The organism is Streptomyces sp. NBC_00425, assembly GCF_036030735.1.
Taxonomy (GTDB): Bacteria; Actinomycetota; Actinomycetes; order Streptomycetales; family Streptomycetaceae; genus Streptomyces.
The window spans coordinates 3,450,205-3,475,089 of the sequence record NZ_CP107928.1 but is presented as its reverse complement, the minus strand read 5'-3'; the positions used below and the strand labels follow the sequence as shown (position 1 = coordinate 3,475,089).

Sequence of the window (24,885 nt, the reverse complement as noted above, 5' to 3'; positions counted from 1 at the left end):
GATCTCCCGGAACGGGTCGTTACGCTCGTCGGCATGAAGAAGAGCGTGCTGACCCGCTACCGCGTCCTGGCCTATGTCACCGGTGTGCTGCTGGTCCTGCTGTGTCTGGGCGTGATCGCCAAGTACATCCTGGACGTCGACGGGGCCGCGGACTTCACCCGCGTCGTCGGATTCGCGCACGGCTGGCTCTACGTCCTCTACCTCGTCTTCGCCTTCGACCTGGGCTCCAAGGCGAAGTGGCCGGTCGGCAAGCTGCTGTGGGTGCTGCTGGCCGGGACCGTCCCGACGGCCGCCTTCTTCGTGGAGCGCAGGATCAGCCGCGAGCTGGCCCCCGCGGCCGCGTTCGAGGACGCCGCGGTCATCAAGGCGTAGCCCCCGGCGCACGGCTCTCCGGCCGCACAGGTCTCTCTCCGCTCTCTCTCCGCGCGCGGGCGGGGCGAGGCCTGTGCGGCGGGCCGGGCCGCCCCGGGATCACCCGTCATCGGACGTCCCTGCCTGCAGCTGTCGACATTTACTTGGACGTCCTAGTAAATTCGAAGCATGGACGCTGACGTCATCGAGGAGGGCCGCCGTCGCTGGCAGGCCCGGTACGACGCTTCGCGCAAGCGTGAGGCCGACTTCACCACGCTCTCGGGAGACCCGGTGGAGCCGGTGTACGGGCCGCGGGCCGGTGACGCCTACGACGGCTTCGAGCGGATCGGCTGGCCGGGGGAGTACCCCTTCACGCGCGGCCTGTACCCCACCGGCTACCGCGGGCGCACCTGGACCATCCGGCAGTTCGCCGGGTTCGGCAACGCCGAGCAGACCAACGAGCGCTACAAGATGATCCTGGCCAACGGCGGGGGCGGTCTCTCCGTCGCCTTCGACATGCCGACCCTGATGGGCCGCGACTCCGACGACCGCCGCTCGCTGGGCGAGGTCGGCCACTGCGGCGTCGCCATCGACTCCGCCGCCGACATGGAGGTCCTGTTCAAGGACATCCCGCTCGGCGAGGTCACCACGTCGATGACGATCAGCGGGCCCGCCGTGCCCGTCTTCTGCATGTACCTGGTCGCCGCCGAACGCCAGGGCGTCGACCCCGGCGTCCTCAACGGCACGCTCCAGACGGACATCTTCAAGGAGTACATCGCCCAGAAGGAGTGGCTCTTCCCGCCCGAGCCGCACCTGCGCCTCATCGGCGACCTGATGGAGTACTGCGCGGCCGGCATCCCCGCCTACAAGCCGCTGTCCGTCTCCGGGTACCACATCCGTGAGGCCGGCGCGACGGCCGCGCAGGAGCTCGCCTACACGCTGGCGGACGGCTTCGGGTACGTGGAACTGGGGCTCAGCCGCGGGCTGGACGTCGACGTGTTCGCGCCCGGGCTGTCCTTCTTCTTCGACGCGCACGTCGACTTCTTCGAGGAGATCGCCAAGTTCCGCGCGGCGCGCAGGATCTGGGCGCGCTGGATGCGGGACGTCTACGGGGCCAGGAGCGAGAAGGCCCAGTGGCTGCGCTTCCACACCCAGACCGCCGGCGTCTCGCTGACCGCCCAGCAGCCGTACAACAACGTGGTGCGCACGGCCGTCGAGGCGCTAGCGGCGGTGCTCGGCGGCACCAACTCGCTGCACACCAACGCCCTCGACGAGACCCTCGCGCTGCCGAGCGAGCAGGCGGCCGAGATCGCGCTGCGCACCCAGCAGGTGCTCATGGAGGAGACCGGCGTCGCCAACGTGGCGGACCCGCTGGGCGGCTCGTGGTTCGTCGAGCAGCTGACGGACCGGATCGAGGCCGACGCGGAGAAGATCTTCGAGCAGATCAGAGAGCGCGGGCTGCGGGCGCACCCCGACGGACGGCACCCGATCGGTCCGATCACCTCCGGCATCCTGCGGGGCATCGAGGACGGCTGGTTCACCGGGGAGATCGCGGAGTCGGCCTTCCAGTACCAGCAGGCCCTGGAGAAGGGGGACAAGCGGGTCGTCGGCGTCAACGCGCACACCGGGTCGGTGACCGGGGACCTGGAGATCCTGCGGGTCAGCCACGAGGTGGAGCGGGAGCAGGTGCGGGCCCTCGGGGCACGCAGGGCCGCCCGGGACGAGCCGGCCGTGCGGAGCGCCCTCGCGGCGATGCTGACGGCCGCCCGTGACGGGGCCAACATGATCGGTCCCATGCTGGACGCGGTGCGCGCCGAGGCCACCCTGGGCGAGATCTGCGACGTGCTGCGGGACGAGTGGGGCGTGTACACGGAGCCGCCCGGCTTCTGAGCACCGAAGGCGCCGAAGGCACCGAAGACATCAAGGGCACCGAAGGCGCGCCGAAGGCACGAGCGGCAGCGGTGGCGGCGGGGCGGCGCGGGACCGGCTGACGGTCCGGCGCCGCCCCTCCTTCATGCCCGGGTCGGCAGACGCCGGCCGTGCTGCGGCGCGGGGGCCGGCTGCCGTCAGGTCCCGGCCTGCCCGGAGGCCGACGCCAGGCCCAGCAGCAGGACCCGGGTGAAGCCGTGCACCCATTCCTCGTCCGCGGGTTCCGCGCTGACCAGGGTGCGGTGCACCACCGCGCCGGCCACCACGTCGAAGATGAGGTCGACGGTGCGCGCGGCCTCGGCCGGGTCGGACTCCGGGGGGAGCTCACCGCGGACCTGGGCCCGGGAGCGGCCCTCCAGGACCAGATCCTTCTGCGGGTCGACGATGGAGGCGCGGATGCGCTCGCGCAGCGCGTCGTCGCGGGTGGACTCGGCGACGACCGCCATCAGGCCGCTCTTGGCCTCCGGCCGGGCCAGGATCGCCGCGAACTGCAGGACCACGCCCTCGATGTCGGCGGCGAGGCTGCCGCGGTCGGGGAGTTCGAGCTCGTCGAACAGTTCCGCGACCGCGTCGACGACCAGTTCGTTCTTGCCGGCCCAGCGGCGGTAGAGCGTCGTCTTGGCGACGCCGGCGCGTGTCGCCACGTCGCCCAGGGTCAGTTTCGACCAGCCCAGTTCGACCAGTGCCGCACGCGTCGCGGCCAGGATCGCGGCGTCCGCGGCGGCGCTGCGCGGACGGCCCGTGCGGGCGGCGGGCGGGCGGCTCTGCATTCTCCGACCATAACCGCAGGTTTTTCCGCTGCGTCCGTGAGGCAGATCACTGGGGGGCACTTGGTGCGAGGGCACTCGGTGCCATTACGCTACGACTCGTAGCGAAAGCTCGCGACGGACGTACGCGAGCCGGACCCGGCACGGCGCGGGGTGGGGACCCGAGCGCCCGTGCCCGGGATGTTCGGCAGTATTCGGATCGCTTTTCACGCAGGCGCGCGGACGGGGGAGGATAGACGCATGCAGCCACGGAACATGTCCATGAGCGGAGTCGTCGACCTCGCCGCGGTGAAGGCGGCCCAGGAGGCCAAGGCCAAGGCGGAGCAGACGCGCGCCGAAGCGGCACGGCAGGGCGGCGTCGGAGCCGTCTCCCCGGCCGACCTCGTGATCGACGTCGACGAGGCGGGTTTCGAGCAGGAGGTCCTGCAGCGGTCCGCCGAGGTGCCCGTCGTCATCGACTTCTGGGCCGAGTGGTGTCAGCCGTGCAAACAGCTGAGCCCGGTCCTGGAGCGGCTCGCCGTCGAGTACGCCGGCCGCTTCCTGCTCGCCAAGATCGACGTCGACGCCAACCAGATGCTGATGCAGCAGTTCGGGGTACAGGGCATTCCGGCCGTGTTCGCCGTCGTCGCCGGGCAGGCGCTGCCGCTCTTCCAGGGCGCCGCCGGCGAGGCGCAGATCCGCCAGACCCTCGACCAGCTGGTGCAGGTGGCAGAGGAGCGGTTCGGGCTGACCGGCCTGACCGTCGACCCCGACGCCGAGCCGGGCGACGTCCGAGCGGCCCCGGCCGAGGCCGTCGGACCGTACGACGCCCTCCTCGAAGCCGCCGTACAGGCCCTGGACGCGGGCGACTTCGGCGGCGCGGTACAGGCCTACAAGAACGTGCTGGCCGACGACCCCGGTAATCCCGAAGCCCAACTCGGTCTGGCTCAGGCCGAGTTGCTCCAGCGTGTCGGCGGCATGGATCCGCAGCAGGTGCGCAAGGACGCGGCCGAACGTCCCACGGACGTGACGGCCCAGATCGCCGCGGCCGACCTGGACCTGGTGGGCGGTCATGTCGAGGACGCCTTCGGCAGGCTCATCGACACCGTGCGTCGCACGGCCGGCGACGACCGGGACGCCGCGCGGGTGCGGTTGCTCGAACTGTTCGACGTGGTCGGCTCCGAGGACCCGCGGGTGGCGGCGGCGCGGCGGGCGCTGGCGCGCGCGCTGTTCTGACCCGCCCGGCCCCGGTTCTGACCAGTCGCTAAACGTCAGGGCCGGTGGTGTCGGAGTGAAAATTCCGTCGAAGTGGTTCCCCAGCGGCCGCGCTTTACCAAATCTTGGTAATCGCGGCCGCTGTTACTAGGAGTAAGACCAGGCCGCCGGTCTGTCTGTTTCTGTCCATCGGTCAATAGTTTTGTCCTGGGCATGAAGGACACCCTGCGTTGCCGGTCGAGACCTATGGGTCGTTGTTCGGTTATCCGGCCGTTACTAGCCAGTAACGAACCCCCTTGTGCGGGCGGCGAGAATGCAACAGGATCGGCCACGCTCGGTCCAATCCCGTACCCCGACAGCCGGTTGGGCGAACGGGTTCTCCTGGGTCCCCACCGAGCAGGTCCGGCGACAGTGACGTCGGCCCTCGGACAGGGGGGTCTTCGCCGAGGCGGAGCCTGTCCGGCAAGGTTGTGCGTGATGCGTGTCAGGCGCGACCAGTGGTTGTCGCTCGGGGGTGATCGCCGGTGATCGGTGCGCGGTTCGCGCCTCCGACAACAGGCGCTCCCCTTCCCGAGGACGTAGCACTTCTCCCATCCCTGGCCGGCTGACTCGCCCTCATCGGAGGCGAGCCGGAGCCAGGAGATGTACGTCCGAGAAGGAGGAAATATGGAGTCCCAGGTGCGTGGCGGGACCAGATGGAAGCGCTTCGCTGTGGTCATGGTGCCCAGCGTCGCCGCTACGGCGTGTATAGGTGTCGCCCTCGCGCAGGGTGCACTGGCCGCGTCGTTCAGTGTTTCGGGGCAGTCGTTCAAGGTCACCGCCGACAAGCTCGTCGGTACCGGCTTCGCGCAGTACGGAGCCATCGACTCGGGGTACAACCTCGACGGCAGCAAGACTGCTCACGCGGTCGCGGTCTCGTCCTTCACCAAGGCCGAGATCACGAACATGTGCCAGTCCGTGGTCACGCCGAACATCCCGCTGCTCGGCTCGGTGAGCCTGACGCTGAAGGCGGGCGGCGGCGGCAAGCCGGTCGAGGCCGACAACCTCTACATCGACGTCGAGGACCTCAGCGCCGACGCGACGTTCGAGAACATCCGGATCGGCGTCGCCGGCAAGGACCTCAAGGGTCCCGGCATCAAGAGCGGTGACGCCGCCAACCCGTTCGGCTTCGGTCAGGACGCCGACAAGGCCACCCTGACCGACGTGAAGCAGACGGCGTGGGCCACCACCGCCGGAACCTTCAAGCTCAGCGGCCTGAAGATGTCGCTGTCGTCGGGCGTCAAGGAGTGCTACTAAGCACTCTCTGACGGGCGGGGGAGCCGGTGGCGCCCCCGCCCGTCCAGTCTGAAGCCCGGGGCTTCACCAGTCGTACGACTCACCACCACAGCAAAGCCGCACCAGGGAGCTGTTTTCCATGAGCGCCGAGACCCCTGACGCCCCCGGCCAGTTCACCCGCCGGAGGCAGCAGTTCCGCGCCTGGCGGGGGACCAGGCCGTTCTGGGCGGGCCTGTTCGTCCTTCTCGCCGGCTTCCCCATCGCCTACTTCCCCTACGCCCACCTCCAGGTGGGCCACCTGACTCTGGCGATGGCGACCACGGCGGGCGCGGGGTCGCTGATCATCGGCGTTCTGCTGGGCGTGCTGGGCATCAGTCTGTGGTTCCAGAAGCACGTTCAGGTCTTCGCGGGCGTCGCGGCGATCCTGCTCGGCCTGGTGTCCATCCCGGTGTCCAACCTCGGCGGCTTCCTCATCGGCTTCTTCTTCGCGCTGATCGGCGGGGCGATGGCCGTGTCGTGGGCGCCCGGCACGCCGCCCGCGCCCGCCGCGGGCCCGGGGGCGTCCGCGGACGCCGGAGGAGCTCCCGAAGGCGCGTTCCCCGAGGGCCCCGCGAAGACGGGCGACCTCACCGCGAACCCGTACAGCACGGGCCCGGACCGGACCGGCGGGCCGTCCTTCACGAAGGACGCCGACGGACCGGGCGAGCCGCACGATCTGCACGACCTGCACGATCTGTCAGGAACGAGCCCGGCGAACGGGGCGAACGGGAGGCACAGTGCCGGCTGACGAGGTTTCCACCGGGAGCGATGTGGACGCTGCCCGCGTGAGAAGCACCGGGCCGCGGCACGCGGCACCCAAGAAGCCGCTGATCACCAGGTTCCACATGCCGGCCGGCAAGGCGATAGCCCTGGCGGCCATGCCGACGGCGGTTCTGATGGGGATGGGCTTCACGCCCACCCTCGCCAACGCCGAGGGCCAGCCGGCGTCCAAGAGCCTCACGATCGACGAGTACAAGGACTGCGTGGCGGCCCTGGAGGAGACGGACGCCTCCGCGTCGGCCTCGCCCTCGCCGTCCGCCTCCGCGAGCGAGTCCGCCGACGACGCCGAGGGCGACGCGAAGGACGACTCCAAGGACGATTCCAAGGACGACTCCTCGGGCGGCTCCAAGGACGACTCGAAGGGCACGGCGGGCGACTCCGGCAAGGGCGGCTCCACTTCGTCGGGTTCAGGTTCCGACGACGCGGCGACCCCCTCCCCGTCGGCGTCCTCTTCCCCCGAGAAGTCCGCGACGTCCGCCGACACCACGACGACGACCCCGACGGACACCGAGACGGGCAAGAACGTCCTGGAGACCATCGGCGACGCCATCACGGGCCTGTTCGACGGCAAGGACTCCGACGCGACGACCGAGGCGGACCCCTCGCCGTCGGCGTCCGCCGCGGCCGGCGACTCGACGTCGGGCTCCGGCTCCAAGGACGCCTCCGGCTCGGGCTCGTCCGGCACGGACGCGTCGTCCGGCAAGACCTCCTCCGGGAAGACGTCCTCGGGCACGGCGAAGGACACCGCCGACACCGTCACCGACAAGGCGAAGGACACCGCCGGGGACACCGCCGACAAGGCGGCGAAGACGGCGAAGGACGCCAAGGACACCGCCGCCGACGCCACGGCCTCGCCGAGCGCCTCCAAGGACGCGACCGCGAAGGCCGACGACTGCCCCGTCGCCACCGACGACGAGGGCGGGGTCGACAACGGCAAGGTCGCGCTGCCCGACGACCCCTGGTACCTGAACGCGAGTTCGCTGCTGCTCAAGGGCGCCGACTACCAGGGCGTCGTGAAGGTGAGGACGGCCAACGGCACGGTCAAGGAAGTGCTGAAGTACGTCATCTCCGGCGGCACCGACATCGGCGACCTGCACCAGACGGTGAAGGACAAGCAGTCCGGCAAGACGTACCACGTGCAGGCCGGCAAGGGCACGACGTCCACCATCCGCGACGGCGACACGATCATGTACACGGAGAGCATCTCCGGGAACCTGTTCGGCCTGATACCGGTGACGTTCAGCCCGAAGAGCCCGCCGCCGCTGAACATCCCGCTGATCTACTTCACCAACGCGAAGGTCCAGCAGGCCGGCCAGTTCGGCGGCACGCTGACCGTGCCCGGACTGCACCAGTTCACGACCGCCGGCTGAGCCGAGCGCCGCGCGAGCCCACGAGCCCGTCCGGGAGCCGCACAACGCCTGAGGGCGCCCCCTGTGTGTCACAGGAGGCGCCCTCAGGCGCGTACAGGGCCCTTCACGGGCCGCCGCTCACTCAGTCGCGGGAGCCGCCGCCGAGGTGGTGCACCCGGAGCATGTTGGTGGTGCCGGGGACACCGGGGGGCGAGCCGGCGGTGATGATGACGACGTCGCCCGGGTTGAAGCGGTTGATCTTGGCGATCTGCTGGTCGACCATGTCCACCATCTCGTCCGTGGTGTTCACGAACGGCACGATGTGCGACTCGACGCCCCAGCTGAGCGTCAGCTGGTTGCGGGTGTCCTCGTCGGTGGTGAAGGCGATGATCGGCTGGGTCGCGCGGTAGCGCGAGAGCCGGCGGGCGGTGTCGCCGGACTGGGTGAACGCCACCAGGCCCCGGCCGCCGAGGAAGTCGGAGATCTCGCACGCGGCGCGCGCGATCGAACCGCCCTGCGTGCGCGGCTTCTTGCCCGGCACGAGAGGCTGCAGCCCCTTGCTGAGCAGCTCCTGCTCGGCCGCGGTGACGATCTTGGACATCGTCTTCACGGTCTCGATCGGATACGCGCCCACGCTCGACTCCGCCGACAGCATGACCGCGTCCGCGCCGTCCAGGATCGCGTTGGCCACGTCGGAGGCCTCGGCGCGGGTCGGACGGGAGTTGGTGATCATCGACTCCATCATCTGGGTCGCCACGATCACCGGCTTGGCGTTGCGCCGGCACAGCTCGATCAGGCGCTTCTGCACCATGGGGACCCGCTCCAGCGGGTACTCGACGGCGAGGTCGCCACGGGCGACCATCACACCGTCGAACGCCATCACGACGTCCTCCATGTTCTCCACCGCCTGCGGCTTCTCCACCTTGGCGATGACGGGGACCCGGCGGCCCTCCTCGTCCATGACCCGGTGGACGTCGGCGACGTCCTTGGCGTCCCGGACGAAGGACAGTGCGACCAGGTCCGCGCCCATGCGCAGCGCGAACCGCAGGTCCTCGATGTCCTTCTCGCTCAGCGCGGGCACGTTGACGGCCGTGCCGGGCAGGTTGATGCCCTTGTGGTCGGAGATGACCCCGCCCTCGATGACGATCGTCCGCACCCGCGGGCCCTCGACGTCGAGGACCTTGAGTTCGACGTTGCCGTCGTTGATGAGGACCTGGTCGCCGCGCGAGACGTCGCCGGGCAGGCCCTTGTAGGTCGTGCCGCAGATCGTCTTGTCGCCGGGGACGTCGTCGGTGGTGATGGTGAACTCGTCACCCCGCACCAGCTCGACGGGGCCCTCGGCGAAGGTCTCGAGGCGGATCTTGGGGCCCTGGAGGTCGGCGAGGACGCCGATGGCCCGGCCGGTCTCCTTGGCGGCGGCACGGACACGGTCGTACCGGCCCTGGTGCTCGGCGTGGGAGCCGTGGCTGAAGTTGAAACGGGCCACGTTCATGCCGGCCTCGATCAGCGACACGAGCATTTCGTGGGAGTCGACCGCGGGGCCGAGAGTACAGACGATTTTCGAACGGCGCATGGGGCGATCCTATCGGTTTGTTTCGCATCGGAATATTCCGTCTGGCGGAAGATACAAATGAGAAGGAGTGTGCTCAGTTGCTTTCCTGCTCAGTTGCCCCCGGCAGAGCCACAAATGATTACCGCTTCACCAGTGCGTAGGTCTGTGCCGCGATCTCCAGTTCCTCGTCCGTCGGCACCACGGCGACCGCCACCCGCGCGCCGGCGGGCGAGATCAGCCGCGGCTCGTCACCGCGTACCGCGTTCAGCTCGTCGTCCACCGCCAGGCCCAGGGAACCCAGGCCCGCGAGCGCCGCCTCCCGTACCGGCGCGGCGTTCTCCCCGACCCCGGCGGTGAACGCCACCGCGTCCACGTGCCCGAGCACGGCGTAATAGGCGCCGACGTACTTCTTCAGCCGGTGAATGTAGATGTCGAACGCGAGCTTCGCCCGCTCGTCGCCCTCGTCGACCCGCCGGCGGATCTCCCGCATGTCGTTGTCCCCGCACAGCCCGACGAGGCCGCTCTTCTTGTTGAGAAGAGCATCGATTTCGTCGATGGACATTCCACCGACACGAGCCAAATGGAAGATGACGGCCGGGTCGACGTCTCCCGAGCGGGTGCCCATGACGAGACCTTCCAGGGGAGTCAGCCCCATCGAGGTGTCCACGCAGCGGCCCCTCTCGACGGCCGACGCCGACGCCCCGTTGCCGAGGTGCAGCACGATGACGTTCACCTCCTCGGGGGACCTGCCCAGCAGCTTCGCCGTCGCCCGGGAGACGTACGCGTGCGACGTCCCGTGGAAGCCGTAACGCCGCACCCGGTGCGCGTCGGCGGTCTCGACGTCGATCGCGTAGCGGGCCGCCGATTCCGGCATCGTCGTGTGGAAGGCCGTGTCGAACACGGCGACCTGCGGCAGGTCCGGCCGCAGGGCCGTCGCCGTGAGGATGCCGGTCAGGTTCGCCGGGTTGTGCAGCGGAGCGACCGGGATCAGCCGTTCGATCTCGGCGAGCACGGCGTCGTCGACCACGGTCGGCCGGGTGAAGTGCCTTCCGCCGTGCACGACCCGGTGCCCGATCGCGGCGAGCTCGGGGGAGTCCAGCCCGAGGCCGTCCCTGGCCAGCTCCTCCGCGACGGCCTTCAGCGCCGCGTCGTGGTCGGCGAACGGCCCGCTCTGCTCACGGGGCCCGCCGCCGGCGGCGAGCGGGGAGTGCTTCAGCCGGGAGGTCCGCTCGCCGATGCGCTCGACGAGCCCGCTCGCCAAGCGGCTGCTGTCCCGCATGTCGAGCAGCTGGTACTTCACCGACGAGGAGCCGGAGTTGAGGACGAGGACGCGGGTCGCGCTCACAGGTCGGTCGCCTTCTCGCTGGAGGGCCGGGCGGACGTCCGGCCGGTCTGGGACGGGATCTGGGCCTGGATGGCCGTGATGGCGACGGTGTTGACGATGTCCTGGACGAGAGCGCCCCGGGACAGGTCGTTCACCGGCTTGCGCAGCCCCTGCAGCACCGGCCCCACCGCGATCGCGCCGGCCGAACGCTGGACCGCCTTGTAGGTGTTGTTGCCGGTGTTGAGGTCCGGGAAGATCAACACGCTGGCCTGGCCCGCGACTTCGGACCCCGGCAGCTTGGTGGCGGCGACCGTCGGCTCGACGGCGGCGTCGTACTGGATGGGGCCCTCGATCTTCAGGTCGGGACGCCGCTCGCGCACCAGCTCCGTCGCCTCCCGCACCTTGTCGACGTCCGCGCCCGAGCCGGAGGCGCCGGTGGAGTACGACAGCATCGCGATCCGCGGCTCCACCCCGAACTGCGCGGCGGTGGCGGCCGCCTGGACGGCGATGTCGGCGAGCTGCTCGGCGTCCGGGTCGGGGTTCACCGCGCAGTCGCCGTAGACCAGGACCTTGTCGGCGAGGCACATGAAGAACACCGACGACACGATGTCGGCGTCCGGCTTGGTCTTGATGATCTCGAACGCCGGCCGGATGGTGGCCGCCGTCGAGTGCACGGACCCGGAGACCATGCCGTCGGCGAGGCCCTCCTGCACCATGAGCGTGCCGAAGTAGTTCACGTCGGAGACGACGTCGTAGGCCAGCTCGACGGTGACGCCCCGATGGGCGCGCAGCGCCGCGTACTTCTCGGCGAAGGCGTCACGCAGTTCGCTGGTCGCCGGGTCGACGATCCGGCATTCGCCGAGGTCGATGCCCAGGTCGGCGGCCTTCTTGCGGATCTGGTCCACCGGCCCGAGCAGGGTGAGGTCGCACACGCCGCGGCGCAGCAGCACCTCGGCCGCGTGCAGCACCCGCTCCTCGGTCCCCTCCGGCAGCACGACCCGGCGCTTGTCGGAGCGGGCCTGTTCGAGGAGCTTGTGCTCGAACATCATCGGCGTGACGCGGTCGGTGCTGGGCGCGGAGACCCGCCGGAGCAGGTCACCCGTGTCCACGTGCCGCTCGAACAGTCCGAGCGCGGTCTCCGCCTTGCGCGGCGTGGCCGCGTTCAGCTTGCCCTCCAGGGAGAACAGCTGCTCGGCGGTGAGGAAGCTGTTGCCCGGCACCGAGACGACCGGAGTGCCGGGGGCGAGGCGGGCGGCGAGCGTCAGGATCTGCCCCGTCGGGACCTCGCCCAGGGTGAGCAGCAGACCGGCGATCGGAGGGGTGCCGGCGCTGTGCGCGGCCAGCGAGCCGATCACCAGGTCCGCCCGGTCGCCCGGGGTGACGACCAGACAGCCCGGGGTCAGCGCCTCGAGGAAGTTCGGCAGCATCGCCCCGCCGAAGACGAAGTCGAGAGCGTCGCGGGCCAGCCCGGAGTCGTCGCCGAGGAGCACCGTCGCGCCGAGGGCGTGACTGATCTGCGAGACGGTCGGCGCGGAGAGCGCGGGCTCGTCGGGCAGCACGTAACACGGCACGGGCACCCGGGTGGCGAGCAGGGAGGCGATCTCGTCCCGGTCCTCCCGGTCGACCCGGTTGGTCACCATGGCGAGGACGTCGCAACCGAGGCCCTGGTACGCCCGGTAGGCGTTGCGGGTCTCGGCGAGCACGGACTCCACCGTCTGTCTGCGGCCGCCGACGACCGGGATCACGGACGCGCCGAACTCGTTGGCCAGGCGCGCGTTGAGGGCGAGTTCGTCCGGGAACTGGGTGTCGGCGTAGTCGGTGCCCAGCACGAGGACGACGTCGTAGGCGCGCGCGACGCGGTGGAAGCGCTCCACGAGGGTGGAGACCAGTTCGTCGGCGCCCTGGTCCGCCTGGAGGGCGGACGCCTCGTGGTAGTCCATGCCGTAGACCGTGGCCGGATCCTGCGCCAGCCGGTAGCGCGCACGCAGCAGTTCGAAGAGCCGGTCGGGCCCGTCGTGGACGAGGGGACGGAACACGCCCACCCGGTCGACCTGCCGGGTCAGGAGCTCCATGACCCCCAGTTCGACGACCTGGCGGCCGTCTCCGCGGTCGATACCGGTCACGTACACGCTGCGGGTCACGCCAGCTCTCCGTTTCGTTCCGGGACACAAAAATCGCCCACCTAGGTGAGCAGATCCCTCTTGACAATACCCCCGCCCGTGGTTAAGGCGCCCGTCAAGAGACAGTGTGCTCGGCGGCGTGAAACAATCGGATCCGGCTCACCGGCAACGACAGCGAGCAGGAGACACAGCACGATGCGCATCGGAGTCCTCACGGCAGGCGGCGACTGCCCCGGCCTGAACGCAGTGATCCGGTCGGTCGTGCACCGCGCCGTCGACCATTACGGCGACGAGGTCATCGGCTTCGAGGACGGCTACGCCGGGCTCCTCGACGGCCGTTACCGGGCGCTCGACCTCAACGCGGTGAGCGGCATCCTGGCCCGCGGCGGCACCATCCTCGGCTCCTCCCGACTGGAGCGCGACCGGCTGCGCGAGGCCTGCGAGAGCGCCTCCGACATGATCCACGACTTCGGCATCGACGCGCTCATCCCGATCGGCGGCGAGGGCACGCTGACGGCGGCGCGGATGCTGTCGGACGCCGGCCTGCCGGTGGTGGGCGTGCCCAAGACGATCGACAACGACATCTCCTCCACCGACCGCACCTTCGGCTTCGACACGGCCGTCGGCGTCGCCACCGAGGCGATGGACCGTCTGAAGACGACCGCCGAGTCCCACCAGCGGGTCATGGTCGTCGAGGTCATGGGCCGCCACGCGGGCTGGATCGCGCTGGAGAGCGGCATGGCGGCGGGCGCGCACGGCATCTGTCTGCCCGAGCGCCCCTTCGATCCCGCCGACCTGGTGAAGATGGTCGAGGAGCGGTTCGCCCGCGGCAAGAAGTTCGCGGTGATCTGCGTCGCCGAGGGCGCGCACCCGGCCGACGGCACCATGGACTACAGCAAGGGCGCGATCGACCAGTTCGGCCACGAGCGCTTCCAGGGCATCGGCACCGCCCTGGCCTACGAGCTGGAACGACGGCTCGGCAAGGAGGCCCGCCCGGTCATCCTCGGCCACGTCCAGCGCGGCGGCGTGCCGACGGCGTACGACCGTGTCCTCGCGACCCGCTTCGGCTGGCACGCGGTGGAGGCCGCGCACCGCGGCCAGTTCGGGCGGATGACGGCGCTGCGCGGCACGGACGTGGTGATGGTGCCGCTGGCCGAGGCGGTCACCGAGCTGAAGACGGTCCCGAAGGACCGGATCACCGAGGCCGAGTCGGTCTTCTAGGACAGGCCCGCCCCGCCGGGCCCGCCGGGCCTGACAGCCCGATGGGCCGGACAGCCTCCGGGTTCGACAGCCTCCGGGCCGCCCGCTTCCTCAGGCGGTCCGGGGGGTTTCCCGTCGTCCGCGCCTCCTCAGGCGGTCCGGTTCGCGACGCACGTCCAGAAGCGGTCGACGATCCGGTCGAGGAAGTCCCGGCCGGCGTCGCTCGCCTCGCCGGCCGCGCCGCCTTCGCCCCAGCTGAGGGTCGCGACCATCTGGCCCTGGTAGTGCCCGTGCAGCTCCCGCAGCGCGGCCTCGAGGAGCCGCCGGTCCAGGGGCACGATCCGCTCCACCGGCTTCACATAGGCCTGCCAGCGTGTGCGGGCGGCGGAGCGCAGCAGGTCGGCGAGCGCGGCCTCGCGGCCGGTGACGGTCACGAAGTCGGGCAGTGAGAGGCCGAGCAGCTCGGCGAGCGCGGCGGACTGCCGGTCCGTGCCGTGCCACTGCCCGCTCTCCTCCATGCGCGTGTACGCCGGGAGTTCGTGCCCCACCGCCCGTGCGACGTCGTCGGCGGCCAGACGCCGCGCGACGCGGTGCTCGCGCAGGGTGCGCGGCGGGCCGATCAGCTCGGCCGGCGAGCACCACAGCACCCCGGACAGCGCGGTGAGCTCGGCGTACGCGGGGGTGAGCGTCCCGCGTTCCCAGGCGCTGACCAGCGCCCCGGTGGCGTGCGGGAGGTCGTAGGAGGCGCGCAGGCTGTGCGCGACGTGCTCGGGCGTCATGCCGAGCGCGGCGCGCAGCCTGCGGGCGGCGGGCGCGTCGAAGGGAGGACCTGGCTGACTGCGGTGGGCACGGGCCGGGGGTCTGGGCACGGGGACAAGCTAGGGCGTGGGACGGACGCTGACTACCGGGGGTTCGGACACAGTCACCGGTTGGCAGAAGCCACGACCGGCGCGCCCACCGGCCGTCGGACGACCCTCCCGTCGACCTCTCCCGCTCTCCCGAGGCCTTCCGACAACCTTCCCCCGCTCTCCCGCGGGCCCCTCGACGGCCTCGACGGCCTCGACGGCAGGCGTGCGGCAGGCCCGCGGGCCTCACCGGTCAGCGGCCCTTCGCGGCCCCCCTGACCCACCGGTAGACCAGCTCGGGGCGTCCCACCTGCCCGTACAGCGGCTTGCGCTCGGCCCGGCCCGACTCCACCAGATGCTCCAGATAGCGCCGGGCCGTGATCCGGGAGATGCCCACCGCCTCGGCCACCCCGGCCGCCGTCAGCCCCTGCTGCGTCTCCCGCATCGTCACCGTGACGCGCTCCAGGGTCGGGGCGCTCAGGCCCTTGGGGAGGGCGGCCGGGCCGGGGGCGCGCAGGGCGGCCAGCGCCCGGTCGACCTCGTCCTGACCGCTGGCCTCGCCCGCCGCGCCGCGGAACTCGGCGTACCGGACGAGCCGGTCCCGCAGGGTCGCGAAGGTGAACGGCTTCAGCACGTACTGGACGACGCCCAGTGAGACGCCCTCCCGGACCACGGTGAGGTCCCGCGCCGACGTCACCGCGATCACGTCCGCGTGGTACCCCGCCGCCCGCAGCGAGCGGGCCAGCTGCAGCCCGTGCGCGTCGGGGAGGTGCAGGTCCAGCAGGAGCAGGTCCACCGGCGTGCGGTCCAGCAGCCGCCGGGCCTCCGCCCCGGTGTGCGCCTTGCCCACGGCGACGAACCCCGGCACCCGTCCGACGTACATCACATGGGCGTCCGCGGCGACCGGGTCGTCCTCCACGACCAGCACTCTGATCGGTTCCTCGCTCATCCTCCGCCTCCCGGTCCAGGCACGGATCCGGCGGCACCGGATGCGGCCTTCCTACGCAACGGCAGGCGCACCGCGAACTCGGCCCCGCCGCCCGCCGCCTCCGCCACCGACAGCGTTCCCTCGTGCCGCTGCACGGCCTGCCGGGCCAGGGCCAGCCCGAGGCCCCGCCCGCCCGGCCCGGCCGGTTTCGTGGAGAAGCCGCGCTCGAAGACCTGGGAGGCGTGCGCCGGATCTACGCCCGCACCCGTGTCGGCGACCCGGAGCAGCAGCTCGGAGCCCTCCGTGGACGCCGTCACCGTCACCTTCGCCCGGACGCTGCCCTGGGCGGCGTCCACCGCGTTGTCGATGAGGTTGCCCAGGATCGTCACCAGATCCCGGGCGGGCAGGGTCTCCGGCAGCAGACCGTCGTCCAGGGTGCTCTCCTGCGAGACCACCAGCTCCACGCCCCGCTCGTTCGCCTGCGCCGTCTTGCCCAGCAGCAGGGCCGCCAGGACCGGCTCGCTGACGGCCGCGACCACCTGGTCCGTCAGGGCCTGCGCCAGTTCCAGTTCCGCCGTCGCGAAGTCCACGGCTTCCTCGGCGCGCCCCAGCTCGATCAGCGAGACGACCGTGTGGAGACGGTTGGCCGCCTCGTGGGCCTGCGAGCGCAGAGCCTGGGTGAAGCCGCGTTCGGAGTCCAACTCACCCATCAGGGACTGGAGTTCCGTGACGTCTCGCAGGGTTGCCACCGTCCCGCGCCGTTCGCCGCCGGACACCGGGGAGGTGTTCACCACCAGTACCCGGTCCGCCGTCAGGTGCACCTCGTCCACCCGGGGCTCCGAGGCGAGCAGCGCACCCGTCAGCGGGGCCGGCAGGCCGAGCTCCGCCACGGACGTGCCGACCACGTCTCCCGAGACGCCCAGCAGCTCGCGGCCCCCGTCGTTGATCAGGGCCACCTTGTACTGTCCGTCCAGCATCAGCAGCCCCTCACGGACGGCGTGCAGCGCGGCCTGGTGGTAGTCGTGCATCCGGCTCAGCTCGGTCGCGTTCATCCCGTGGGTGTGGCGGCGCAGGGACGCGTTGATGACGTACGTGCCGATCGCGCCGAGCGTGAGCGCGCCGACCGCCCACGCGAACAGGGCCGTCACCTGGTCCTGGACCCGCTCGCTGATCGCCTCGACCCGGATGCCGGCGCTGACCATGCCGATGATCCGCTGGTCGTCGTCCCTGATGGGGGTGACCGCGCGGACCGACGCGCCGAGGGTGCCGGTGTAGGTCTCGGTGAACGTGTGGCCCGCCAGCGCCTTCGCCGTGTTGCCGCGGAAGCGCTGGCCGATCTGCTCCTCGTCCGGGTGGGTCCAGCGGATGCCCGCGGTGTTCATGATCGTCACGAAGTCGACGTCCGTGTCGAGCATGACGCGGTGGGCGTACGGCTGGAGCTCGGCCGTGGGGTTCGCGGTGTGGATCGCCGCCCGGACCGAGGGGGAGTCGGCCACCGAGCGGGCCACCGCCGTGGCCTGGCGGCCCGCGGCCTCCTCGGCCTGCCGGCCGTCGCTGACGTACGTGAACAGCGCGTATCCCGCCACGACGACCGCTATCAGCACCGCCTGCATGGCGAACAGCTGGCCCGCCAGGCTGCGGGGGCGGGGGAGGACGGGGATGCGCATGCCGTCAGTGTGCCCCCGAGGTCGAGCGTGAACTAAATGAACGGAAGGGTGACCGCGCTCACAGCAGCACGGGATAGTCACGGCATCCCCCACAACTCCCCGGACGTGAGCCGCACGCCGGTGATGCCGACGAAGACGTCAAGGAGGGCAGCCGTGGCCGCCAGCAGCACCCCCGATACGGCACCTGCCGCACCCGCCGTGAAGCGGGACCGCACCCACTACCTGTACATCGCGGTGATCGTCGCGGTCGCCATCGGCATCGCCGTGGGTCTCGCCGCCCCCGACTTCGCCGTCGAGCTGAAGCCCATCGGCACCGGCTTCGTGAACCTGATCAAGATGATGATCTCGCCGATCATCTTCTGCACGATCGTTCTCGGCATCGGATCCGTACGGCAGGCCGCCAAGGTCGGCAAGGTCGGCGGTATCGCGCTCGGCTACTTCGTGGTCATGTCGCTCGTGGCGCTCACCATCGGCCTGGTCGTCGGCAACATCCTGGAGCCCGGCAGCGGCCTCCACATCACCGACGCCGTGAAGGAGACCGGCCAGGCGCAGGTCTCGGCCGAGGCCAAGGACACCACCGAGTTCCTGCTCGGCATCATCCCCACCACGATCCTCTCCGCGTTCACCCAGCCGGACGTCCTGCAGACCCTGCTCGTCGCGCTGCTCTGCGGCTTCGCCCTGCAGGGCATGGGCAAGGCCGGACGGCCGATCCTGCGCGGCGTCGAGCACATCCAGCGGCTCGTCTTCCGCATCCTCGCGATGGTCATGTGGGTCGCCCCGATCGGCGCGTTCGGCGCGATGGCCGCGGTCGTCGGCTCGGCGGGCGTGGACGCGCTCAAGAGCCTCGCGGTCCTGATGCTCGGCTTCTACACCACGTGCTTCCTGTTCGTCTTCATCGTGCTCGGCGCGCTGCTGAGGATCTTCACGGGCCTGAACATCCTGACGTTCTTCAAGTACCTCGCCCGTGAGTTCCTGCTGATCCTGTCCACCTCCTCCTCCGAGTCCGCGCTCCCGCGCCTCATCGCGAAGATGGAGCACCTGGGCGTCAGCAAGCCCGTCGTCGGCATCACCGTCCCGACCGGCTACTCCTTCAACCTCGACGGCACCATGATCTACATGACCATGGCGTCCCTGTTCATCGCCGACGCCATGGGCACCCCGATGTCGATCGGCGAGCAGATCCCGCTGCTGCTCTTCCTGTTCGTCGCCTCCAAGGGAGCGGCCGGCGTCACCGGCGCCGGCATGGCGACCCTGGCCGGCGGTCTGCAGTCGCACAAGCCCGCCCTGGTGGACGGCATGGGCCTCATCGTCGGCATCGACCGCTTCATGAGCGAGGCCCGCGCCCTCACCAACTTCGCCGGCAACGCCGTCGCCACGGTCCTCATCGGCACCTGGACCAAGGAGATCGACAAGGAGCGCGTCCAGCTGGTGCTGGCCGGCGGGCTGCCGTTCGACGAGAAGACCCTCCTCGACCACGACGACCAGGACGACGTCGTCGCGGCGGACCTGCCCGAGCAGCGCGAAGAGGGCGAGAAGGAACTCGCCAAGGCCTGACGGCCCCACGGACTCCGGATGTCCGGCCCCGCCTGAACCGGGGCCGGACATCCGGCCGACCCCCTCCCCGCCGTCACCGGGCCCCACCGTCTCCGGGCGGGGCCCCACCGTCTCCGGGCGGCCGAGCACTCCCCCGTGGCTCGGTCGCCCGGTCCTTTTTGTTCTCCCCGCCCCCGCCTCCGCCGCCCCCGGGCGGACCTCTTGCCCTGACGTCGGCGTCAAGGCTTACGGTCGTGGACATGCGCATCGGAGAGCTGGCCGCGCGGGCCGGGACGACGACCCGGACGCTGCGGTACTACGAGTCGCGCGGGCTGCTGCCCGCGCGGCGCGGCGACAACGGGTACCGGACGTACGACGAGGGCGATCTGCGGCTGCTGCGGCAGATCAGGACGCTCCAGGACTTCGGGTTCGACCTGGAGGAGACCCGGCCCTTCGTGGAGTGTCTGCGGGCCGGGCACCCGCAGGGCGACTCGTGTCCGGCGTCGCTCGTGGTCTACCGCCGCAAGCTCGACGAGCTGGACGCGCTCATCGGCGAGCTGGGGGCGGTCCGCGAGACGGTCGCCGGACAGCTCGCACGGGCCGAACGGGCGCGGGACGAGCTGGCGGCCGAGGCGCTGGTTCCGGGGGGTCCGGAGCCGGGGTGCGAACTGGGAGGGCGGGAACTGTGATCAAGGCGGACGGCGTGACCGAGGTGACGGACGACGATTTCGGGGCGGAGGTGCTGGCGGCGGAACTGCCGGTGCTCGTGCAGTTCACGGCCGAGTGGTGCGGACCCTGCCGGCAGCTGGGCCCGGTGCTGGGCAGCATCGCCGAGGAGGAGGGCGAGCGGCTGAAGGTCGTCCAGCTGGACGTGGACCGCAATCCGCGGACCGCGATCGCGTACCACGTGCTGTCGACGCCCACCCTCATGGTGTTCCGGGGCGGTGAGCCCGTGCGGTCGATGGTGGGGGCCCGGCCCAGGCGCCGGCTGATGGAGGAAATCGCCGACGTGCTCTGACCCGACCGGACAGGCGTCGCATACGAAGAAATCCCCCGGGCAATTGTGCCCGGGGGATTTCTCGGCGTATATTGAGTGATTCGCGACTTCATTTGAGTGAAGTCGTAATGCGGTTCACTGAAGGCATCATATCCGGGCGGGAGCTGAATTGTCAAACGCCGATTTTGAATTGCAGCGCGAGCAGGAATTCATCGACGATCTGTACGCGCGCGTGGACGCCTTGCGCGGCGACACCGAGGCCTCCGTCACGGACGCGCTCGCCCAGGGCGACACCCCCATGCAGGCCCGGCTCGAACGGGACATCCTCGTCGCCGAGCGCTCGGGTCTGCTCGCCGCGCTGAACGCGGTCGACGGCTCCCTGTGCTTCGGCCGCATCGACCTCGCCTCCGGAGTCCACCACCACATCGGCCGCATCGGCCTGCGCGCCGGCGACGCCGACCGCACCCCGGTCCTGATCGACTGGCGGGCCGAGGTCGCCCGCCCGTTCTACCTCGCCACCGGCCACACTCCGATGGGGCTGCGCAGGAGACGGCACCTGACCAGCGAGGGCCGCCGGGTCACCGCCCTGCACGACGAGATCCTCGACATCGGCGACACCACCCGCACCGGCCACGAGGACCCGACCGGTGACGCCGTCCTCCTCGCGGCACTCGACTCGGCGCGCACCGGCCGTATGCACGACATCGTGCAGACCATCCAGGCCGAGCAGGACGAGATCATCCGCGCCCCCCACCGAGGGGTGCTGGTGGTCGAGGGCGGTCCCGGCACCGGCAAGACGGCCGCCGCCCTGCACCGCGCCGCCTACCTCCTCTACGAGCACCGGCAGCTGCTCGCCAAACGGGCCGTCCTGATCGTCGGCCCCAACCCCGCCTTCCTCGGCTACATCGGCGAGGTGCTGCCCGCGCTCGGCGAGACGGGCGTGCTCCTCGCGACGGTCGGCGAGCTGTTCCCCGGCGTGCGGGCGGCGGCCGCCGACACCCGCGAGGCCGCCGCGGTCAAGGGCCGCGCCGACATGGCGGACGTCCTCGCCGACGTCGTACGCGACTGGCAGGCGCTGCCCGACCCGGTGATCGCGATCGAGCACGACCGCGAGATCCTCATGCTCGACGACGGTCTCGTGCAGGTGGCCCGCGAACGCACCCGGGCCGCCGGGCTGCCGCACAACGCGGCCCGCGAGCACTTCGAGGGCCACATCCTCAACACGCTCACCGACATGGTCGCCGAGCGCCTCGGCACCGACCCCTTCGACGGCGGCAACCTCCTCGACCCGAGCGACGTCACCCAGATCCGCGACGAACTCGCCGAGAACCCCGAGGTGTGGGCAGCCGTCGACCAGCTGTGGCCGCGACTGACCCCGCAGCGCCTGGTCGCGGACTTCCTCGCCGACCCGGTGGGCTACGTCTCCGACGACGACGCGGCCGTCATCCGCCGCCCGGTGACCCGCGCCTGGACGGTGGCCGACGTGCCGCTCCTCGACGAGGCCGCCGAACTCCTCGGCGAGGACGACCGGGTGACACGGGCCCGGGCGGAACGGGAACGCGAGACGCAGATCGCCTACGCGCAGGGCGTCCTGGACGTCTCGTACGCCTCCCGCACCTACGAGTTCGACGACAAGGAGGAGGACTCCGAGGTCCTGTCCGCGCACGACATCATCGACGCCGAGCGGTTCGCCGAGCGGCACGAGGAGGACGACCACCGCAGCGCCGCCGAACGCGCGGCGGCCGACCGCACCTGGGCGTTCGGCCACATCATCGTCGACGAGGCGCAGGAGCTGTCGCCGATGGCGTGGCGGCTGCTCATGCGGCGCTGCCCGACCCGCTCGATGACGCTGGTCGGCGACCCCGCGCAGACCGCCGAGGCGGCCGGCGTCGGATCGTGGGCGGACATCCTCGAGCCCTATGTGCAAGGCCGCTGGGAGCACACCCGCCTCGGCGTCAACTACCGCACCCCGGCCGAGATCATGGAGGTGGCGGCGTCGGTGGTGCGCGCCGAGCGCCCGGACTTCGCACCGCCGAGCTCGGTCCGGTCCACCGGCGTGCGGCCGTGGGCGCGCGCGACCGACGACCTGCCGGGCGCGGTGGCCGAGGCGGCCCGGGAGCTGACGCCGGCCGAGGGCCGGCTCGCGGTCATCGCCCCGCGCGGCCTGCACCGGCGGCTCGCGGCCCGGCTGGACGGCGTGACGGCGGGCGCGGAGCCCGACCTCACGCGGACCGTCGTCCTGCTGGACCCCCGCCAGTCCAAGGGGCTCGAGTTCGACTCCGTCCTCGTGGTGGAGCCGTCCCGGTACGGCACCAGCGACCTGTACGTGGCGCTGACCCGCGCGACGCAACGGCTCGGCGTAGTGCACAGCCGTCCCCTGCCGAAGGCGCTGGCCGAGGCGTTGGCAGCGCCCGGGACCGGCTCGGCGTGACACCCGGGCCCGGGTCGCTCCCGGGCCCCGGGCCGTCGCGGCCGGTGCGGTGGGCGTGCGGCGGGACGGCCGTCCGCACCCCGCCGCACCGGCCCGCGGGACGGAACGCGCGCGTGCCGGTTCAAGCGGGCCGCAGCCACACGGTCGCCAGCGGGGGAAGCGTCAGCCGGATGCTCGCCGGCCGGCCGTGCGAGCCCTGCGGCTCCGGCTTGACCGGGTCGGGGTGGCCGACGCCGCTGCCGCCGTACCGTTCGGCGTCGGTGTTGAGGGCCTCGTGCCAGGCCGGGACGTCGTCCGGGACGCCCAGCCGGTAGTCCTGGCGGACGACGGGGGACAGGTTGGACACGGACAGCAGCAAGGAGCCCTCGGCGTCGCGCCGCAGGAAGGCGAAGACGTTGTCCTCGGCCGCGTCCCCGGCCACCCACTCGAAGCCCGCCGGATCGGTGTCCCGCTGCCAGAGGGCGGGGACCGCCCGGTAGACGGCGTTGAGGTCGCGGACCAGGTCCCGCACACCCCGGTGGTCGGCCTCCGCCCCGTACGCCGGGTCCAGCAGCCACCAGTCCGGGCCGTGCGCCTCGGACCACTCCGCGCCCTGCGCGAACTCCTGCCCCATGAAGAGGAGTTGCTTGCCGGGATGGGCCCACATGTACGCCAGGTACGCCCGCAGGTCGGCGCGCTGCCGCCACCAGTCGCCCGGCATCTTCGACACCAGCGACCGCTTGCCGTGCACGACCTCGTCGTGGGAGATCGGCAGCACGTAGTTCTCGCTGTACGCGTACACCATCGAGAACGTCATCTCGTGGTGGTGATACCTGCGGTGCACCGGCTCATGGCTCATGTACGCGAGCGAGTCGTGCATCCAGCCCATGTTCCACTTCAGCCCGAAACCGAGCCCGCCGAAGCCGCTGGGGCCCGAGTGGTGCGTGGCGCGGGTCACGCCGTCCCAGGCGGTGGACTCCTCGGCGATGGTCACGACGCCCGGGTTGCGGCGGTACACCGTGGCGTTCATCTCCTGCAAAAAGGCCACCGCGTCCAGGTTCTCCCGGCCGCCGTGCTCGTTCGGCGTCCACTGGCCGGACTCGCGCGAGTAGTCCAGGTAGAGCATGGAGGCGACGGCGTCCACCCGCAGGCCGTCGATGTGGAACTCCTCGCACCAGTAACTGGCGTTCGCCACGAGGAAGTTGCGCACCTCACGCCGGCCGAAGTCGAACTCCAGCGTCCCCCAGTCGGGGTGGGCGGCGCGCAACGGGTCCGCGTGCTCGTACAGCGGCCGCCCGTCGAACTCGGCGAGGGCCCACTCGTCGCGCGGGAAGTGCGCCGGCACCCAGTCCATCAGGACCCCGATGCCGGCCCGGTGCAGGGCGTCCACCAGGTACCTGAAGTCGTCCGGGGTGCCGAGGCGGGCGGTCGGCGCGTAGAAGCCGGTGACCTGATAGCCCCAGGACCCGCCGAACGGGTGCTCCGCGACCGGCATCAGCTCGACGTGCGTGAAGCCGAGGTCCTTCACATAGGCGGGCAGCTGCTCAGCAAGCTGACGGTACGTCAAGCCTGGCCGCCAGGAAGCCAGATGAAGCTCGTACACGGAGAACGGAGCCTCGTGGACGGGTATCTCGGCGCGCCGGGCCAACCACTCGGCGTCGCCCCACTCGTACCGGGAGGCGTCCACGACCGACGAGGTGGCCGGCGGGACCTCCGTGCGCCGCGCCATCGGGTCGGCGCGCAGTGTGTGCGAGCCGTCGGGGCGGGTGATGTCGAACTTGTACAGCGCGCCCTCGCCGACCCCCGGCACGAACAGCTCCCACACCCCGGACGAGCCGAGGGACCGCATCGGACACCCGGTGCCGTCCCAGTAGTTGAACGTGCCCGCCAGCCGGACGCCGCGCGCGTTCGGGGCCCATACGGCGAAGCCCGTGCCGCTCACGCCCTGGTGGGTCCTCGGGTGAGCGCCGAGCACCGTCCACAGCTGCTCGTGCCGGCCCTCGCCGATCAGATGCAGGTCCAGCTCGCCCAGGGTGGGCCCGAAGCTGTAGGAGTCCTCCGTCTCCACGGTCGCGTCCTCGTACGTCACGAGGAGCCGGTAGTCCGGGGGCCGGGTGAGCGGCAGCAGACCGGAGAAGAAGCCGTCGCCGTCGTCGTGGAGCACGGCGCGCAGTTCGCCGGCGACCACCTCCACCGACCGCGCGTACGGGCGCAGCACCCGGAAAACCACCCCGCCCGGCGCGGGGTGCGCGCCCAGCACCGAGTGCGGGTCGTGATGCGTGCCCTCCAGCAGACGCGCACGGTCGGCGGCGTCCGGAGCACTCCGGAACTCCTCGACCGCCTCCGGCGAGGGGGCGGCGTCGGGGGCACTCCAGGACTCCGGGACCGCCCCGGACGAAGGGTCCGCCTCCGCCTGCAGATGCGCCTCCGGCAGGGGGACCACCTTCACTGCGGGGGCTGCCTCCGGCGGGGGGCCCGCCTGCCCTGACGAGGCTGCCTCTGGCAAGGGGTCTGCCTGCGTGGAGGGGAGTGCCTCCGGCAGGGGGTGCGCCTGCGGCAGTCGCTCTGCTGAGGGGGCTGCCTCCGGCAGGGGGTCTGCCGGTGCTGAGGGGGCTGCCTGCGGCA

General features: G+C 71.3%; 19 protein-coding genes. 11 read left to right on the top strand and 8 right to left on the bottom strand.

Features of this window, described 5'->3' with window-relative positions:
* Positions 1–33: 33 nt before the first annotated feature.
* Together OHS82_RS14520 and OHS82_RS14515 are read left to right on the top strand one after the other, a co-directional pair.
* A complete protein-coding gene (locus OHS82_RS14520) occupies positions 34–372 on the top strand; it encodes a DUF3817 domain-containing protein (RefSeq protein WP_057583971.1) in 339 nt (112 codons plus the stop codon).
* Between the two features lie 168 nt (positions 373–540).
* Entirely contained in the window at positions 541–2,241 is a 1,701-nt protein-coding gene (locus tag OHS82_RS14515; protein WP_328433975.1) for an acyl-CoA mutase large subunit family protein, read from the top strand.
* 176 nt (positions 2,242–2,417) lie between these two features.
* On the opposite strand, the gene OHS82_RS14510 is transcribed toward OHS82_RS14515, so the two are convergent.
* The gene (locus tag OHS82_RS14510) at positions 2,418–3,050 is read right to left on the bottom strand and encodes a TetR/AcrR family transcriptional regulator (RefSeq protein ID WP_328433974.1); all 633 of its coding nucleotides are present in this window, start codon (positions 3,048–3,050) and stop codon (positions 2,418–2,420) included.
* Positions 3,051–3,287: 237 nt separating this feature from the next.
* Between OHS82_RS14510 and OHS82_RS14505 the strand changes: the two genes are divergently transcribed.
* The 4 genes from OHS82_RS14505 to OHS82_RS14490 all read left to right on the top strand — a co-directional run bounded on the left by OHS82_RS14505 (position 3,288) and on the right by OHS82_RS14490 (position 7,705).
* Positions 3,288–4,262 carry a tetratricopeptide repeat protein gene (locus tag OHS82_RS14505; RefSeq protein ID WP_057583964.1) on the top strand — a complete coding sequence of 325 codons (975 nt, stop codon included), beginning with the start codon at positions 3,288–3,290 and terminating at the stop codon, positions 4,260–4,262.
* 645 nt (positions 4,263–4,907) lie between these two features.
* The gene (locus OHS82_RS14500) at positions 4,908–5,537 is read left to right on the top strand and encodes a DUF6230 family protein (RefSeq protein ID WP_057583963.1); all 630 of its coding nucleotides are present in this window, start codon (positions 4,908–4,910) and stop codon (positions 5,535–5,537) included.
* Positions 5,538–5,655: 118 nt separating this feature from the next.
* A complete protein-coding gene (locus OHS82_RS14495) occupies positions 5,656–6,303 on the top strand; it encodes a DUF6114 domain-containing protein (protein WP_328433973.1) in 648 nt (215 codons plus the stop codon).
* Positions 6,293–7,705, top strand: a complete 1,413-nt coding sequence (locus OHS82_RS14490) for a hypothetical protein (protein ID WP_057583960.1) — start codon at positions 6,293–6,295, stop codon at positions 7,703–7,705. The genes OHS82_RS14495 and OHS82_RS14490 overlap by 11 nt, the downstream gene beginning before the upstream one ends.
* A 121-nt stretch (positions 7,706–7,826) precedes the next feature.
* On the opposite strand, the gene pyk is transcribed toward OHS82_RS14490, so the two are convergent.
* The 3 genes from pyk to pta all read right to left on the bottom strand — a co-directional run bounded on the left by pyk (position 7,827) and on the right by pta (position 12,701).
* Entirely contained in the window at positions 7,827–9,257 is a 1,431-nt protein-coding gene (gene pyk / locus OHS82_RS14485; protein ID WP_057583959.1) for a pyruvate kinase, read from the bottom strand.
* Between the two features lie 118 nt (positions 9,258–9,375).
* Positions 9,376–10,581, bottom strand: coding sequence for an acetate kinase (locus OHS82_RS14480; RefSeq protein WP_057583957.1), 1,206 nt, complete (start codon positions 10,579–10,581; stop codon positions 9,376–9,378).
* Positions 10,578–12,701, bottom strand: coding sequence for a phosphate acetyltransferase (gene pta, locus OHS82_RS14475; RefSeq protein WP_328433972.1), 2,124 nt, complete (start codon positions 12,699–12,701; stop codon positions 10,578–10,580). Before pta ends, OHS82_RS14480 begins: the two co-directional genes overlap by 4 nt.
* A 174-nt stretch (positions 12,702–12,875) precedes the next feature.
* Between pta and OHS82_RS14470 the strand changes: the two genes are divergently transcribed.
* Positions 12,876–13,901: an ATP-dependent 6-phosphofructokinase gene (locus OHS82_RS14470; protein ID WP_057583953.1), complete on the top strand. Its 1,026-nt coding sequence runs from the start codon at positions 12,876–12,878 to the stop codon at positions 13,899–13,901.
* Between the two features lie 128 nt (positions 13,902–14,029).
* Here OHS82_RS14470 and OHS82_RS14465 read toward each other — a convergent pair whose 3' ends face one another.
* From OHS82_RS14465 to OHS82_RS14455, 3 genes are all read right to left on the bottom strand, one after another.
* Positions 14,030–14,749 carry an XRE family transcriptional regulator gene (locus OHS82_RS14465; protein ID WP_328433971.1) on the bottom strand — a complete coding sequence of 240 codons (720 nt, stop codon included), beginning with the start codon at positions 14,747–14,749 and terminating at the stop codon, positions 14,030–14,032.
* Between the two features lie 229 nt (positions 14,750–14,978).
* A complete protein-coding gene (locus OHS82_RS14460; protein ID WP_328433970.1) occupies positions 14,979–15,674 on the bottom strand; it encodes a response regulator in 696 nt (231 codons plus the stop codon).
* Entirely contained in the window at positions 15,671–17,320 is a 1,650-nt protein-coding gene (locus OHS82_RS14455; protein ID WP_328433969.1) for a sensor histidine kinase, read from the bottom strand. Before OHS82_RS14455 ends, OHS82_RS14460 begins: the two co-directional genes overlap by 4 nt.
* 123 nt (positions 17,321–17,443) lie before the next feature.
* Between OHS82_RS14455 and OHS82_RS14450 the strand changes: the two genes are divergently transcribed.
* From OHS82_RS14450 to OHS82_RS14435, 4 genes are all read left to right on the top strand, one after another.
* Positions 17,444–18,874, top strand: a complete 1,431-nt coding sequence (locus OHS82_RS14450; RefSeq protein ID WP_057583941.1) for a cation:dicarboxylate symporter family transporter — start codon at positions 17,444–17,446, stop codon at positions 18,872–18,874.
* Positions 18,875–19,113: 239 nt separating this feature from the next.
* Complete coding sequence (locus OHS82_RS14445; RefSeq protein ID WP_057583939.1) at positions 19,114–19,542, top strand: MerR family transcriptional regulator; 429 nt, start codon at positions 19,114–19,116, stop codon at positions 19,540–19,542.
* On the top strand, positions 19,539–19,871 hold the full coding sequence (locus OHS82_RS14440) for a thioredoxin family protein (RefSeq protein ID WP_057583937.1): 333 nt from the start codon (positions 19,539–19,541) through the stop codon (positions 19,869–19,871). Before OHS82_RS14445 ends, OHS82_RS14440 begins: the two co-directional genes overlap by 4 nt.
* Before the next feature lie 169 nt (positions 19,872–20,040).
* Complete coding sequence (locus OHS82_RS14435; protein ID WP_328436061.1) at positions 20,041–22,281, top strand: HelD family protein; 2,241 nt, start codon at positions 20,041–20,043, stop codon at positions 22,279–22,281.
* A 121-nt stretch (positions 22,282–22,402) separates the two neighbouring features.
* On the opposite strand, the gene glgB is transcribed toward OHS82_RS14435, so the two are convergent.
* On the bottom strand, positions 22,403–24,709 hold the full coding sequence (gene glgB, locus OHS82_RS14430; protein WP_370444221.1) for a 1,4-alpha-glucan branching enzyme: 2,307 nt from the start codon (positions 24,707–24,709) through the stop codon (positions 22,403–22,405).
* Positions 24,710–24,885: the final 176 nt, after the last annotated feature.

Excerpts from the sequence above, each read along its gene's own strand:
- OHS82_RS14515 (WP_328433975.1), top strand. The coding sequence starts at position 541 with ATGGACGCTGACGTCATCGAGGAGGGCCGCCGTCGCTGGCAGGCCCGG.
- OHS82_RS14460 (WP_328433970.1), bottom strand. The coding sequence starts at position 15,674 with ATGAGCGAGGAACCGATCAGAGTGCTGGTCGTGGAGGACGACCCGGTC.
- OHS82_RS14520 (WP_057583971.1), top strand. The coding sequence starts at position 34 with ATGAAGAAGAGCGTGCTGACCCGCTACCGCGTCCTGGCCTATGTCACC.
- pyk (WP_057583959.1), bottom strand. The coding sequence starts at position 9,257 with ATGCGCCGTTCGAAAATCGTCTGTACTCTCGGCCCCGCGGTCGACTCC.
- OHS82_RS14450 (WP_057583941.1), top strand. The coding sequence starts at position 17,444 with ATGCCGACGAAGACGTCAAGGAGGGCAGCCGTGGCCGCCAGCAGCACC.
- OHS82_RS14470 (WP_057583953.1), top strand. The coding sequence starts at position 12,876 with ATGCGCATCGGAGTCCTCACGGCAGGCGGCGACTGCCCCGGCCTGAAC.
- OHS82_RS14445 (WP_057583939.1), top strand. The coding sequence starts at position 19,114 with ATGCGCATCGGAGAGCTGGCCGCGCGGGCCGGGACGACGACCCGGACG.
- OHS82_RS14510 (WP_328433974.1), bottom strand. The coding sequence starts at position 3,050 with ATGCAGAGCCGCCCGCCCGCCGCCCGCACGGGCCGTCCGCGCAGCGCC.
- OHS82_RS14495 (WP_328433973.1), top strand. The coding sequence starts at position 5,656 with ATGAGCGCCGAGACCCCTGACGCCCCCGGCCAGTTCACCCGCCGGAGG.
- OHS82_RS14505 (WP_057583964.1), top strand. The coding sequence starts at position 3,288 with ATGCAGCCACGGAACATGTCCATGAGCGGAGTCGTCGACCTCGCCGCG.
- OHS82_RS14500 (WP_057583963.1), top strand. The coding sequence starts at position 4,908 with ATGGAGTCCCAGGTGCGTGGCGGGACCAGATGGAAGCGCTTCGCTGTG.
- OHS82_RS14455 (WP_328433969.1), bottom strand. The coding sequence starts at position 17,320 with ATGCGCATCCCCGTCCTCCCCCGCCCCCGCAGCCTGGCGGGCCAGCTG.